Origin of the sequence: Pseudomonas sp. J380 (assembly GCF_009827115.1) — a bacterium.
Classification (GTDB): domain Bacteria; phylum Pseudomonadota; class Gammaproteobacteria; order Pseudomonadales; family Pseudomonadaceae; genus Aquipseudomonas; species Aquipseudomonas paracarnis.
On the sequence record NZ_CP043060.1, the window covers coordinates 5,477,665 to 5,490,405 of the forward strand.

The window sequence follows — 12,741 nt, forward strand, 5'->3', positions numbered from 1 at the left end:
CCCACGCTCTGCGTGGGAATGCCTCCTGTGACGCTCTGCGTGATGTTTTGGACGCGGAGCGTCCCTTGATACATTCCCACGCAGAGCGTGGGAGCGATCAGGTCAGTGTGGCTTGGCCGCCGCCTGCCACAACACTTCCGCAACGCCTTGGCGCTTGGCAATCACCCTGGCCGCCACAAACAGCAAATCCGACAACCGATTGATGTACGCCAACCCCACACCCTCCAGTGGCTCCACCGCATTCAAGTGCTGACAGCGGCGCTCGGCGCTGCGCGCCAGGCTGCGGCACACATGGGCCTGGGCAATCAGGGCTGAGCCGCCGGGCAGGATGAAATTCTCAAGCGGCCCGACTTCCTCGTTCCAGCGATCAATCGCTGCTTCCAGCCGATCCACTTCCGCCGCATTCAGCGCCTTGTATACCGGCATCGCCAGTTCACCGCCCAAGTCAAACAGACGGTGCTGGCAAGGCGTGAGCACTTCAATCACGTCCTTCAACGCCGGGTGCTTGCCGCTTTGTTCTTCAAGGTTGGCCAGCAGCAGGCCCAGTTGGCTGTTCAGGGTATCCACCTCGCCAATCGCTTCCACGCGTGGATGGTCCTTGGGCACGCGGCGGCCGTCGCCGAGGCCGGTTTCGCCTTTGTCGCCGGTACGGGTGTAGATCTTCGACAGGCGAAAGCCCATGGTCAGTGCTCCAGTTGGGTAAGTTCAGTGGGGGGCAATTGGCTGCCGGCCAAAGGCAGGCGCAAGGTAAAGCAGGTGCCCTGGCCCAGGGTGGAATGCACTTCCATCTGGCCCTTGTGGTTGTTGGTGATGATGAAATACGACACTGACAGCCCAAGCCCGGTACCTTGGCCGATTTCCTTGGTGGTAAAGAACGGTTCGAACGTGCGTTTGCGCACGTTTTCGCTCATGCCGATGCCGTTGTCTTCCACCTGGATTTCCGCCCACGGCGGGTTGAGGCGGGTGCGCAGGATGATGCGCCCCGGCTCGCTGTCGTCCTCGCGCAGGTGAATCGCCTGGGCAGCGTTTTTCAGCAAGTTGAGCAGCACTTGCTCCAGCTCGTTGGCGGTGCCGGGCACCGGGCCCAGTTGCGGATCGAACTGGCGGATGATCGCCTGGCCCTTGAAATCGAAACCGATGGTCAGGTCAAAGTCGTTACCGGCGATGTCCACGGCCTGGTCGATCAGCGCTGGCAAATCACAGGGCGCCATCTGGCGATTGCTGCGGCGGCTGAAGCTGAGCATGTGGGTAACGATTTTCGCGGCACGCGCCCCGGCCTGCTGAATGCCGTCGAGCAGTTGCGGGACTTCGCGGCCTTGCAGGTATCGGTTGACCGTCTCCAGCTCGATGCCCACCTGTTCGGCAAGTTCAAGGTTCTTGGGCAGCTCGGGGGACAGGCGCCGCCGAATGTTCTGCACGTTATGCAGGATCGCGCCCAACGGGTTGTTGATCTCATGGGCCATACCTGCGGCCAGGCCGCCCACGGAGAGCATTTTTTCCGATTGCACCATCATTTCTTCCAGGGACAGGCGCTGGGTGATGTCGTCGATTCGGATCACCACACCGCGCCCGGCGCCGCCCATCAACGGGTAGAACGTCAGCGCATAATGCTTGGGCTCGTCGTCCTTGATCCAGGTGACCCGTTCTATCCGCTCCACTGTGTGCTGCTCCACGGTGGCCTTGATCTGTGGCAGGTACGGCTTGAGCGGCTGGAAGGCCAGGAACACCGGCTGGTTCAGGGCTTCGTCCAGACGCGTACCGGAGAGGGCGGTAGCTTCCTGGTTCCACTGGGTGACATAGAGTTGTTCGTCCAGGGCGATCAGCGCCGAGGGCATCGAGTCAATGATGCTGTTCAGGTAGTTCTGGAAGCCCGTGAGCTTTTTCTCGATCTTGCTGCGTACCTGGACCTCCAGTTCCAGCTTGCGGTTGGTATGCCGGGTTTCTTCGGCCAAACCCTGGGCCTGGTCATACGCGGCCTGGGAGTCGTCGCGCGCGCGTTTGAGTTGCTGCTCGCGGGCTTCGATGCGCGACAACATGGTGTTGAACGCTTCGGCCAGGCTGCCGATTTCATCACGGTTGCCACGCCCGGCGCGTAAAGCGTAGTTCTCCTCGCGGGTCACCTGGCGGGACAGTTCTTCAAGTTCATGAATTGGCCGTGTGATCAGGCGTTTGATCTGCCGGGCGATGACCAGCCACAACAACACACTGAAAATCAGGATGCCCAGGCTGGCGGTCAGCGTGCCGGTATAGAACGCCACCGGCAGCTCACTGCTGGCCACCAGCAACAAATGCCCCGAAGGCTGAGTACCACGGGGCAGGGTGATGACCTGGTTACTTCGAAATTCAGTGAGGCGCCACGCTTCGATATGCCGGTAGTGGTCCGGCAGGTGCAGGCGGTCGCCGTGCTGCATCTGCGCCAGGCGGTTGCCTTCGCCATCGTACAAAGCGGCGGCGCGCAACGGTGAATAGCTGGTCAGCTCATTGAGCAGCGCCTCGGCCTTGGTCGGAGACTCAAGAGCCTCGGCGGCAAGCGCGGGGTTGGACACCAGTCGACCAATGGACTGCAAGGCCTGGGGGGCCATGCTTTCCTGGGAGATCCAGTAGGCGGCGCTGATAAACGTCAGGTTGGCCACCAGCAATACGGTGGTCAACAACACCAGCAGGGCCGCCAGCAGTTTCTGCCCTACCGGTAGATTTTCAAGACGCTGGCGCAATGGCATCAGGGGTTTCCCAGGTGATAGACAGGTAGGCAGGGTAGCGCGTGCCTCAGTCGCTGGCCAATCCGCGTGCGCGCAGATATTCGACCAGGCGCGCTTGCAACTGTTGCAGGTGCGGCAACACCAATTGATGGCGGGCCGCCGCCTGGCAGGCATAGCCCAGCAGGTAGCTGATCTCGGTACGTCGGTGGTTGGCCACGTCCTGGTGCATGGACGAGTAATTGGCCGCCGTGGCCTGGATCACCCGCTGCACTTCGCTGTGCAGGTCCTGTGCGGCAGCAGGCTGGCCGCAGCATTCCAGCAGCTCGGCCAATTCAGCGCACAAGGTTGCCACTTCACACGCGTGGGCTTGCAAACCGCCGTTGCGGCACTGGTAAAGCACGGTCAGCGGGTTGATGGCGCAATTGAGCGCCAGCTTGCGCCACAGGCGTGTGAGGATATCACTGGCCCAATCGTGGGGAATGCCGGCCGCTTGCAGGTCGTTCAGCCACAGCGGTGGCGTGGGGTGGCTCGCATCCCCCAGCCAGGTGTAACCATGGCCGGCAAATACCACCCGCCAGTCGCCTTCGCGAAACGCGCCTTCGGTACTTGAGGCATAGATGCAACGGGCCAACGGCACTTGTGCAGCCACTGCGTCCTGGCTGCCAAGGCCGTTTTGCAGCAGGATCAGTTCGGCGTCGGGCGCAAGTCTAGGGTGCAACTGGGCGATAGCGCTTTGAGCATCGTAGGCTTTGCACGCGACCAGCAGGCGATGAATCGGCTCCGGGCTGCCAGGCGTTTCACCGACTACCGGGTAAGTCTGTTCCACACCCTGCTCGACCAGGGTCAGCCCTTGGCCGGCTCGATAGTCGGCCAGGCGCGCTTCATTGCGCAGGATCAGCCTGACGGGCACCCCCGCACGTGCCAGCCGCGTGGCCCAGAGGGTGCCCAGGCTGCCAGCGCCAAGAATATGCCAGGGGGTCGACATCAGTGTGTACTCCATAAGGTCGCCAGCGGTGAACGGCGCGAAAGAACCGCTATAATGCCCCGGCATTTTAGCTCGGGCGCGCTCCATCTCTACTGAGCCCGCCCCTTATATTGGAGAAATCACATGCCTTCGTTCGACGTGGTATCTGAACTGGACAAACACGAAGTCACCAACGCCGTCGAGAACGCCGTCAAGGAACTGGACCGTCGCTATGACTTGAAAGGCAAGGGCAGCTTCGAATTCAAGGAAAAGGAACTGACCGTCAACCTGACCGCTGAAGCCGATTTCCAGCTGGAAGCGATGATCGAGATCCTCAAGCTGGCCCTGGTCAAGCGCAAGATCGACGTGCAGTGCCTGGAAGTCAAGGACGCCTACGCCTCAGGCAAACTGATGAAGCAGGAAGCCGTGCTCAAGGAAGGCATCGACAAAGAGCTGGCCAAGAAGATCGTGGCGCACATCAAGGACGCCAAGCTCAAGGTCCAGGCCGCCATCCAGGGCGAGCAGGTTCGTGTCACCGGCAAGAAGCGTGACGACCTGCAAGAGGCCATCGCGGCCCTGCGCGCCAAGACATTTGACATGCCGCTGCAGTTCAATAACTTCCGCGACTGATGGCACTTTGGGGAACCTGTGGGCACTTTTGGCGTCCCACGCCCCAGCATCAGTGCCTACAATTGAGCCCTTCGGGGCTCAATTGCGTTTTCAGGCAGTCAATACAGCCTTATCGCCGCACAACAGGAGAAAGTAGATGGATTTGAACGCTGAAATGGATCACCTGATCAAGACCTCCCAGTCTTGGCTCCCCATGATCATGGAATATGGCAGCCGCGTATTGCTGGCGTTGGTCACCCTGGCCATCGGCTGGTGGCTGATCAACGTCTTGACTCACCGCGTGGGCCGTCTGCTGGCCATGCGTAACGCTGACTTGGCACTGCAACACTTCATCACCAGCCTTGCTAACATCGCGCTCAAAGTCATGCTGGTGGTCAACGTGGCCTCGATGATTGGTGTGGCCACCACCTCGTTCGTTGCGGCGATCGGTGCCGCTACCCTGGCAATCGGCCTGGCCTTGCAAGGCAGCCTGGCGAACTTTGCCGGCGGCGTGTTGATTCTGTTGTTCCGCCCGTTCCGTATCGGTGACTGGATCGAAGCCCAGGGTACCTCGGGTACCGTCGACAGCATCCAGATCTTCCACACGGTGCTGCGCACCGGCGACAACAAGACGGTGATCATTCCCAACGGCAGCCTGTCCAACGGCCTTATCACCAACACCAACCGCCAGCCGACCCGCAAGGTTGTGTTTGACGTGGGTGTGGACTATGAGGCGGACCTGCAGAAGGCCCGTGAAGTGCTGCTGGCTTTGGCTGAAGACCCGCGTGTACTAAAGGACCCTGCCGCCGTGGCGGTGGTGTCGACCTTGGGCGACAGTTCCATCACCGTCTCCCTGCGTTGCTGGACCAACACACCGGATTATTGGGACGTGATGTTTATGTTCAATGAGCTGGCGCGTGACCGTTTGAAAGCGGCCGGGATTGATATTCCGTTTCCGCAACGGGTTATTCGAGTGATGCAGGAAAGTGCGCCGAAGTAACTTGGCGTGATGCTATCGAAGTTGGCCGAAAGGTCAGCTTTGAAAAACTAGTTACTTAGCTTGCTAGTTGTTTTGTTGGTTGAAATAAAACTGCAATAAAAAAGCCGCTCCCTGTTTAAACAGAGGAGCGGCTTTTTGTTTAAGGCCGAGGCCTCAAGTCATCGTTGTAATTGAACCGGCAATTACAAGATGTTCAGCGGGTAGTTGGCGATCAGACGCAGCTCGTCGATCGATGGCGAACCGTAGTACACGCCATCACCGGAACGGTAAGTCGCTTGACGCAGGCGCAGGCTCAGGTCTTTTGCCGGGCCGCTCTGGATCACGTACTTGGCTTCGATGTCGCGTTCCCACTCTTTGCCATTCGAGGTGGTGCCCGTATTGGCGCCGCTACCGGTTACATAACGGGTCATGAAGCTCAGGCCCGGAATGCCGAAGGTTGCCATGTTGATGTCATAACGCGCCTGGTAGGACTTTTCGCCTTCGGCGTTGAAGTCGGAACGGGCGATGGAGTTGGCCAGGAACACAGTGCCGCCGCCGTCTACGCCGTAACCGTAGTCGCCGTCACCGGTGACTTTCTGGGCTGCCAGGGTGAAGGTGTGAGCACCGATGGTGTACGCGCCCTGCAAGCTGAAGGCGCGGTTGTCGAGCTTGGTCACGCCATCTTTCTCTGCGCGTTGCAGGCCGGCGCCGTCGCTCTTGGTGTCGTAGATGTTGAAGTCCAGGGCGAACGACTGATCATCGCTCAGGGCGTGGGTCCAGTTCAGGTTGCTGTAGTACTTGCGGAAGTAATCTTCGGTTTTCGCGTAGTACAGGCTGCCGGTGACTTCTGGAGTGAAGGCATACACACCGCCGACGAAGTCGGTTTTGGTCAGGCCCAGGCTGTCGTGGTAGGTCTGGTTCTGCGCGACGCTGGAAGTGAAGTGACCGCCTTCAAGCTTCAGGCCCTTGATTTCGTTGCTGGTGATGGAGATACCTTGCGGCAGCTCTGGCAGCAGGCGGCTGTCGTCGGAGGCAAACACTGGGGCTGTGGTGTATTGGTCACCGACTTTCAGCACAGTGTTGGAGATGCGGAACTTCACCGCGCCGCCGCCTTTGGAATAGTCATCTTGCGAGCGACCGTCGGAACCGGTTGGGAACAGGCCGGTGCCGGCGCGACCCTTGCCGCTGTCGAGCTTGACGCCCATCAGGCCGATCACGTCGACACCGACACCAATGGTGCCTTGGGTGAAGCCCGATTCGTACAGGGCATTGAAGCCCAGGCCGGTTTCTTCAGCACGGCTCTTGGAGCCTGGGCCCGACGGGTTGTTACGGAAGTCACGGCTGAAGTACAGCGCGCGAGTATTGATGCTGAACGTACTGTCTTCAACAAAGCCCTTGGAATCGTCCTGGGCGGACGCCATTGCGAACTGCGAGGTGCCTGCTGAAACAGCCAGGGCGATCATGCTCCACTTCATCACGCGCATCGTGATTTGCTCCTTTGGTTTTAGGAAGAGTACTGCCGTCCCACCTGTATTTTTATCTGGGCGGCTCTTTCTTTTTGTGTCGGCGCAAAGTTATCTCACGCAGACCCTATTGACGATACTTACTCAGTTATCCTTTCAGCTTCTTTACGAGGCTGTCGTAAATCGCTAGATCCATGTCGCAAATTCACAGCCTGAAATGTATCCAGGCTGACAACTTCAATGCTGTTTTCAGACTTCTTTCAAAGTTTGAACGCATCCCTGATACACATTGAAACGCCACTATTTTTATCGCGAAACACCTGTGTCCAAACGGGTGTCGTTGCCGACGATATGGGGGTGAATGCAACAAGCGTGCTCAAACCACTTACCGAATGTCATTTTTTCGTGAAAAGTGTGATGAACCTGTAAAAACCGCATAAGCACGGGGGTTTTACGCCATTTCGGTTGGGCTTGACGCCAGGGTGTTACCCCGGTTCGGTGGTACCTGAATCCTGTACCTGGGTAAAACGTTACCGGTTGACCCTTATCAGTGGGTAATCGGCGGATCCCTTTGAGGCACAGGTGGGTCATTTTGGTGCGTCCCGTTGAGGCCCGGCCTAGCGTTGCTCACCTGGGCTATTGCCTCTAAAGGGTGCATTTTTTTGCCTGGTTGCCTCAAGGCTGCCAGCATTGCCCGTGAAGCCTTGGGCATTCGAAGGTATGCTGGGCACCTGTTACCGACCTGCCGAACGGAGTGTCACGTGTTCGCCTTAGATCAACGCCTGCAACAAGATACCTTGGCCATTGGGGACTTCCCGCTCTGTCGCCTGCTGCTGTCCAATGACGCCAATTACCCCTGGTTCATCCTGGTGCCGCGCATCGAAGGTATCAGCGAAGTGTTTCAACTGGATGTCGCAGATCAACAAACCTTGTGGCAAGAAACGACGGCCCTGGCGCGGCTGCTTAACGACGGGCTGGCGGCCGACAAGATGAACATCGGCGCGCTGGGTAACGTGGTCAGCCAGTTGCATGTGCATGTGATTGTGCGCAAGCGCGACGACGCCGCCTGGCCAGCCCCGGTGTGGGGCAAGCACCCGGCCCGGCCCTACACCGAAGAGCAGGTGGCCGCGACTCGCAGCCGATTGCGCGAGCTATTGCCTGCCGACTTCATCTTTACCCAGGACTGAACCATGGACCTGCAAGAACGCGTCACCGACCTGGAAAGCCGCCTGGCCTTCCAGGACGACACCATTGAGACCCTCAACGACATCCTGGTCACCCAGCAGCGGGCCGTCGAACGTCTGCAATTGCAAATGACTGCATTGCTCAAGCGCCAGGAAGAAATGGGCGGGCAGTTCGAGTCATCCGAAGAGGAAGCGCCGCCGCCACACTATTGAGTGCGCAAGCAATAAAAAAACCGCGCCCCAGCCAAGGCTGGATCGCGGTTTTTTTTGCTGCGAGGGCTGGGATCAGCGACGCGGCAGGGCAGCGATGACATCTTCGGCTTGCAGGCCCTTGTCACGGTTCATCACCGAGAACTCTACGCGCTGGCCTTCGACCAGGACGCGATGGCCTTCGCCACGAATGGCTCGGAAGTGGACGAAGATATCGTCGCCCGAGTCGCGGGAAATGAAGCCGAAGCCCTTGGAGGTGTTGAACCACTTGACGGTCCCGGTATCCCGGTTGGTCATGTCATAGTTTTGCGACGCGGCCGCTGGAGACGAGCGGTAGAAGCTGATGGCCAGGTGAAGAACGATGGCGACCACAGCGATCACCAGGCTGAGCAGGATGGCCGGATGGCCCCCGACTTCAGGCATGGGCGCCAGGAGGGTGAGGGTTTGTACGACAACAGTCAGCACCAGCAGCGCACTGACCAGGTTTTGCAGTTGATGACGCGTGCCTTTGTTCCAGTAAGGGATTACCGGTGCGAGCGTCAGGTTAAGAAGGCCGAACAAGGCCAGGTACAGGGCGTCGTGTTGTTCCAGGTAGGGCAGGCTTTCAGGCTGCAGGCTCGGAATAAAGGACAGCAGCAAGGCTGCGACGCCCGTTAGCAGGTGGACGATTTTCAACATTTTGGTTAACTCACGTTAAGACGGATCACAAGGAAGAGCTGACTGGCACGGTTCGCTTCTGAACAATGGGAGGCGTTGAGCACGTGCGCGGGTATCAGCCTATGTGACGTGCCGCAGGAATAAACGGCAGCCACACCGCGTCTATTTAACAGCAAAGGCTGTGCCTACTCAAATCAAGCATTTCGGGGTGTTGCCACGGCCACGGCATTTCTGCGTCAAACGCTTGTCCTAGACAGGTGCGGGATTTTTTCAGTGGTGGCCTAGACCCTTCCTACAGGTAAATAGGCTTGCCAAGTCAGATACCGCAGTCGGTGCGGGGCGATTTGCCGCATGCAGCCCGAGTGTGTCGGGCTGCACGTGGCGCACTCTCTTGCTAGAGTGGAACTGCACCTGATCAATGAATGCTCGTCAATTGAAGGGGAAACACATGGCAATCGATATTGGTATCAGTGAAGAAGACCGTAAATCCATCGTCGACGGACTTTCCCGCCTACTCTCCGATACCTATGTTCTGTATCTGAAGACCCACAATTTCCATTGGAACGTCACAGGCCCCATGTTTCGTACGCTGCATCTGATGTTCGAAGAGCAGTACAACGAGCTTGCGCTGGCAGTGGACTCCATCGCCGAGCGTATCCGTGCCCTGGGCTTCCCGGCGCCGGGTGCCTATTCGATTTACGCCCGCCTGTCTTCCATCAAGGAAGAAGAGGGGGTGCCGAGCGCCGAAGAGATGATCAACCAGTTGGTGGCCGGTCAGGAAGCAGTCACGCGTACCGCGCGAGGCATCTTCCCATTGCTCGACAAAGTCAGTGATGAGCCGACGGCGGACCTCTTGACCCAGCGTATGCAGGTTCATGAGAAAACCGCGTGGATGCTGCGCTCCCTGCTTGAAAACCAGTAACTGTCGAACCCAGGCGGCGCCTTTTCGGCGCCGCCTGCTGGTTTCCCTGCGCTTCCTGGCGTTGTCCTACAACTAACAACTCCCCGTCTTCTGGCTGCTCTGCGCTGGCTGCTGTTTTATAGGCCATCGTCCAATGGGAGAAGCCCATTGGCTGCTGTTTGGCAATGGAGTGTCAGGTGTATGTCACGTGGAGTGGGTAAGGGAATGATGGAAGCCTGTGGTTTTCACAAGATAAAGGTCGACCCTTTTACCAAGGGTTTTGATATGGGGCTGGCCAAGCCACTGTCCCGTTCGGTCAGGCTCAATGGGTTTTCTACCTGCCTGCGGCTTGAACAGATCTATTGGAATATCCTGACGGAAATCGCCAGGCTCAATACCTGTTCGGTCAGTGCGCTGTTGTCCTATGTCGATCGGGAAGTGCATTTGCGTTACGGAGGCGTGAAGAACTTCAGTGGGCTGGTGAGGGTGGTGTGCGTGGTTCACGTCCTCAAAGGTCGGGGCGCCCTCACGTCCGGGGATACGCTCGCGCAGTAGTCCGATGGCCGGGCCTTCAGCCCGACGGGCCGGGTCCTGGGCACAAAGCCGGCTGCGCTGTATTGATTTACCAGATATAATCCCGCGCTTTGCTGCGCATGCCGGGCTTTATGCACAGGGCAGGGCGTGGCGCTGTAACGATCTGATCGCCGAGACATCTCCATGCCCATGTACGACTATCAATGCGCTTCCTGTGGTCATCAGTTGGAAGCCATTCAGAAGATCAGCGCCGCGCCGCTGGTCGATTGCCCTGCCTGCCAGGCACCTGAGTTGAAGAAGATGTTGTCCATGCCGGGCTTCCGCCTGAGCGGCAGCGGCTGGTACGAGACTGATTTCAAGACCGGTGCCAAGAAGAACCTGGCCGGCGGCGACAAAGCAGACTGAGTTGAACTCTACGCGCAGGCTCCTGCATTATCCGTCCCCTGCTTTAATGTGCGGTGACGAGGCGGGCCTGCCACCGAATTTCGAATTACGAGAAGTGAAACCACGACCATGATGCGCAGCCACTATTGCGGCCAACTGAACGAGACCCTGGAAGGTCAGGAAATCACCCTTTGCGGATGGGTTCACCGTCGCCGCGACCACGGCGGGGTAATCTTCCTCGATATCCGTGACCGTGATGGTCTGGCCCAGGTAGTGTTCGACCCGGACCGCGCCGAAAGCTTCGCCGCCGCCGACCGCGTGCGCAGCGAATACGTCGTGAAGATCACCGGCAAGGTACGCCTGCGTCCGGCCGGTGCCGTGAACAAGAACATGGCGTCCGGCGGCATCGAAGTGCTGGGCTATGAGCTGGAAGTGCTGAACGAGTCGGAAACCCCGCCGTTCCCGCTCAACGAATACTCCGACGTGGGCGAAGAAACTCGCCTGCGCTACCGTTTCCTGGACCTGCGTCGTCCGGAAATGGCCGAGAAGCTGCGCCTGCGCTCGCGCATGACCACCAGCATCCGCCGCTTCCTGGATGAAAACGGCTTCCTCGACGTCGAAACCCCGATCCTCACCCGGGCCACCCCGGAAGGCGCGCGCGACTACCTGGTACCGAGCCGTACCCATGCCGGCAGCTTCTTCGCCTTGCCGCAATCGCCGCAGCTGTTCAAGCAACTGCTGATGGTGGCTGGTTTCGACCGCTACTACCAGATCGCCAAGTGCTTCCGTGACGAAGACCTGCGTGCCGATCGCCAGCCGGAATTCACCCAGATCGACATCGAGACCAGCTTCCTCGATGAAAAAGAGATCATGGGCCTGACCGAGCAGATGATCCGCAACCTGTTCAAGGAAGTCCTGGACCTGGAGTTCGGCGAGTTCCCGCACATGACCTTCGAAGAAGCCATGCGCCGCTACGGTTCCGACAAGCCAGACCTGCGTAACCCGCTGGAGCTGGTGGACGTGGCCGACCAGCTCAAGGACGTCGACTTCAAGGTGTTCAGCGGCCCGGCCAACGATCCTAAATGCCGCATCGCCGCCCTGCGTGTGCCTGGCGGCGCGAGCATGCCGCGCAAGCAGATCGACGACTACACCAAGTTCGTCGGCATCTACGGTGCCAAGGGCCTGGCGTACATCAAGGTCAACGAGCGCGCCAACGGTGTCGACGGCCTGCAATCGCCGATCGTGAAAAACATCCCTGAAGCCAACCTGAACACGATCCTCGATCGCGTCGGTGCGGTGGATGGCGACATCGTGTTCTTCGGCGCCGACAAGGCCAAGATCGTCAGCGAGGCCCTGGGCGCGCTGCGTATCAAGCTCGGTCACGACCTGAACCTGCTGACCTGCGAATGGGCGCCGATGTGGGTTGTGGACTTCCCGATGTTCGAAGAGAACGACGACGGCAGCTTCAGCGCCTTGCACCACCCGTTCACCGCACCGAAGTGCTCCCCGCAAGAGTTGGAAGCCAACCCTGCAGGCGCGCTGTCCCGTGCCTACGACATGGTGTTGAACGGTACTGAACTGGGTGGCGGTTCGATCCGTATCCACCGCAAAGAGATGCAACAAGCGGTCTTCCGCCTGCTGGGCATCAACGAAGCGGAACAGGCAGAGAAATTCGGCTTCCTGCTCGACGCCCTGAAATACGGTGCGCCGCCGCACGGTGGCCTGGCGTTCGGCCTGGACCGTCTGGTGATGCTGATGACCGGCGCCCAGTCGATCCGTGAAGTGATCGCCTTCCCGAAAACCCAGAGCGCTGCGGACGTCATGACCCAGGCTCCGGGTGTGGTTGATGCCAAGGCACTGCGCGAGCTGCACATCCGCCTGCGCGAGACGCCGAAGGCTGAGTAAGGCTGCAGCGTGAAAGCGCGATAAGGTTGTACGCAGTCAAAAAGGCGCATCTTCGGATGCGCCTTTGCGTTTAAAAGAGGGAAATCTCGCCTGGGGCGTAATGCCGATCAGTTAAGGCTTTTTGTAGGAGCGAGCCTGCTCGCGAAAAACTCACAGGCGCCGCGTTCAATCAGGAAGCACGCGTTATCGTTGACGTTTTTCGCGAGCAAGCTCGCTCCTACAGGGGGCGATATACGCTTAACTGAACGGCAT

Annotated in this window: 13 protein-coding genes; 8 read left to right on the top strand and 5 right to left on the bottom strand. The window is 59.0% G+C overall.

Annotated features, from left to right (window positions below; genetic code table 11):
• Positions 1 to 102: 102 nt before the first annotated feature.
• The 3 genes from FXO12_RS25035 to FXO12_RS25045 are packed head-to-tail and all read right to left on the bottom strand — an operon-like array spanning position 103 to position 3,684.
• Entirely contained in the window at positions 103 to 681 is a 579-nt protein-coding gene (locus FXO12_RS25035) for a cob(I)yrinic acid a,c-diamide adenosyltransferase (RefSeq protein WP_032895497.1), read from the bottom strand.
• 2 nt (positions 682 to 683) lie between these two features.
• A complete protein-coding gene (locus FXO12_RS25040; RefSeq protein WP_054898005.1) occupies positions 684 to 2,720 on the bottom strand; it encodes an ATP-binding protein in 2,037 nt (678 codons plus the stop codon).
• Between the two features lie 46 nt (positions 2,721 to 2,766).
• Positions 2,767 to 3,684 (bottom strand): putative 2-dehydropantoate 2-reductase, encoded by a 918-nt coding sequence (locus FXO12_RS25045; protein ID WP_057975165.1) that lies wholly within the window; start codon positions 3,682 to 3,684, stop codon positions 2,767 to 2,769.
• 123 nt (positions 3,685 to 3,807) lie between these two features.
• On the opposite strand from FXO12_RS25045, the gene FXO12_RS25050 reads away from it, so the two are divergent.
• Together FXO12_RS25050 and FXO12_RS25055 are read left to right on the top strand one after the other, a co-directional pair.
• Complete coding sequence (locus FXO12_RS25050; RefSeq protein WP_003193880.1) at positions 3,808 to 4,293, top strand: YajQ family cyclic di-GMP-binding protein; 486 nt, start codon at positions 3,808 to 3,810, stop codon at positions 4,291 to 4,293.
• A 136-nt stretch (positions 4,294 to 4,429) separates the two neighbouring features.
• The gene (locus FXO12_RS25055) at positions 4,430 to 5,272 is read left to right on the top strand and encodes a mechanosensitive ion channel family protein (protein WP_054898004.1); all 843 of its coding nucleotides are present in this window, start codon (positions 4,430 to 4,432) and stop codon (positions 5,270 to 5,272) included.
• 182 nt (positions 5,273 to 5,454) lie between these two features.
• Here the strand turns inward: FXO12_RS25055 and FXO12_RS25060 are convergent, their stop codons facing one another.
• Entirely contained in the window at positions 5,455 to 6,735 is a 1,281-nt protein-coding gene (locus tag FXO12_RS25060; RefSeq protein WP_034128586.1) for an OprD family porin, read from the bottom strand.
• Between the two features lie 740 nt (positions 6,736 to 7,475).
• On the opposite strand from FXO12_RS25060, the gene FXO12_RS25065 reads away from it, so the two are divergent.
• Together FXO12_RS25065 and FXO12_RS25070 are read left to right on the top strand one after the other, a co-directional pair.
• Positions 7,476 to 7,901, top strand: a complete 426-nt coding sequence (locus FXO12_RS25065) for an HIT domain-containing protein (RefSeq protein ID WP_034128585.1) — start codon at positions 7,476 to 7,478, stop codon at positions 7,899 to 7,901.
• A gap of 3 nt (positions 7,902 to 7,904) precedes the next feature.
• The gene (locus FXO12_RS25070) at positions 7,905 to 8,111 is read left to right on the top strand and encodes a SlyX family protein (RefSeq protein WP_005790924.1); all 207 of its coding nucleotides are present in this window, start codon (positions 7,905 to 7,907) and stop codon (positions 8,109 to 8,111) included.
• Positions 8,112 to 8,183: 72 nt separating this feature from the next.
• On the opposite strand, the gene FXO12_RS29315 is transcribed toward FXO12_RS25070, so the two are convergent.
• Positions 8,184 to 8,786, bottom strand: a complete 603-nt coding sequence (locus tag FXO12_RS29315; RefSeq protein WP_003193875.1) for a cold-shock protein — start codon at positions 8,784 to 8,786, stop codon at positions 8,184 to 8,186.
• Positions 8,787 to 9,213: 427 nt separating this feature from the next.
• On the opposite strand from FXO12_RS29315, the gene FXO12_RS25080 reads away from it, so the two are divergent.
• From FXO12_RS25080 to aspS, 4 genes are all read left to right on the top strand, one after another.
• Positions 9,214 to 9,687: a Dps family protein gene (locus tag FXO12_RS25080; RefSeq protein WP_057975105.1), complete on the top strand. Its 474-nt coding sequence runs from the start codon at positions 9,214 to 9,216 to the stop codon at positions 9,685 to 9,687.
• 180 nt (positions 9,688 to 9,867) lie between these two features.
• Positions 9,868 to 10,221 (top strand): ribbon-helix-helix domain-containing protein, encoded by a 354-nt coding sequence (locus tag FXO12_RS25085; RefSeq protein ID WP_034128584.1) that lies wholly within the window; start codon positions 9,868 to 9,870, stop codon positions 10,219 to 10,221.
• Between the two features lie 162 nt (positions 10,222 to 10,383).
• Positions 10,384 to 10,605: an FmdB family zinc ribbon protein gene (locus tag FXO12_RS25090; protein ID WP_003193872.1), complete on the top strand. Its 222-nt coding sequence runs from the start codon at positions 10,384 to 10,386 to the stop codon at positions 10,603 to 10,605.
• Between the two features lie 108 nt (positions 10,606 to 10,713).
• Positions 10,714 to 12,489 carry an aspartate--tRNA ligase gene (aspS, locus tag FXO12_RS25095; RefSeq protein ID WP_057975106.1) on the top strand — a complete coding sequence of 592 codons (1,776 nt, stop codon included), beginning with the start codon at positions 10,714 to 10,716 and terminating at the stop codon, positions 12,487 to 12,489.
• Positions 12,490 to 12,741: the final 252 nt, after the last annotated feature.

Coding starts and splice junctions, on each gene's coding strand:
- FXO12_RS25085 (WP_034128584.1), top strand. CDS start 9,868: ATGTCACGTGGAGTGGGTAAGGGAATGATGGAAGCCTGTGGTTTTCAC.
- FXO12_RS25070 (WP_005790924.1), top strand. CDS start 7,905: ATGGACCTGCAAGAACGCGTCACCGACCTGGAAAGCCGCCTGGCCTTC.
- FXO12_RS25035 (WP_032895497.1), bottom strand. CDS start 681: ATGGGCTTTCGCCTGTCGAAGATCTACACCCGTACCGGCGACAAAGGC.
- aspS (WP_057975106.1), top strand. CDS start 10,714: ATGATGCGCAGCCACTATTGCGGCCAACTGAACGAGACCCTGGAAGGT.
- FXO12_RS29315 (WP_003193875.1), bottom strand. CDS start 8,786: ATGTTGAAAATCGTCCACCTGCTAACGGGCGTCGCAGCCTTGCTGCTG.
- FXO12_RS25050 (WP_003193880.1), top strand. CDS start 3,808: ATGCCTTCGTTCGACGTGGTATCTGAACTGGACAAACACGAAGTCACC.
- FXO12_RS25080 (WP_057975105.1), top strand. CDS start 9,214: ATGGCAATCGATATTGGTATCAGTGAAGAAGACCGTAAATCCATCGTC.
- FXO12_RS25090 (WP_003193872.1), top strand. CDS start 10,384: ATGCCCATGTACGACTATCAATGCGCTTCCTGTGGTCATCAGTTGGAA.
- FXO12_RS25045 (WP_057975165.1), bottom strand. CDS start 3,684: ATGTCGACCCCCTGGCATATTCTTGGCGCTGGCAGCCTGGGCACCCTC.
- FXO12_RS25055 (WP_054898004.1), top strand. CDS start 4,430: ATGGATTTGAACGCTGAAATGGATCACCTGATCAAGACCTCCCAGTCT.
- FXO12_RS25040 (WP_054898005.1), bottom strand. CDS start 2,720: ATGCCATTGCGCCAGCGTCTTGAAAATCTACCGGTAGGGCAGAAACTG.
- FXO12_RS25060 (WP_034128586.1), bottom strand. CDS start 6,735: ATGCGCGTGATGAAGTGGAGCATGATCGCCCTGGCTGTTTCAGCAGGC.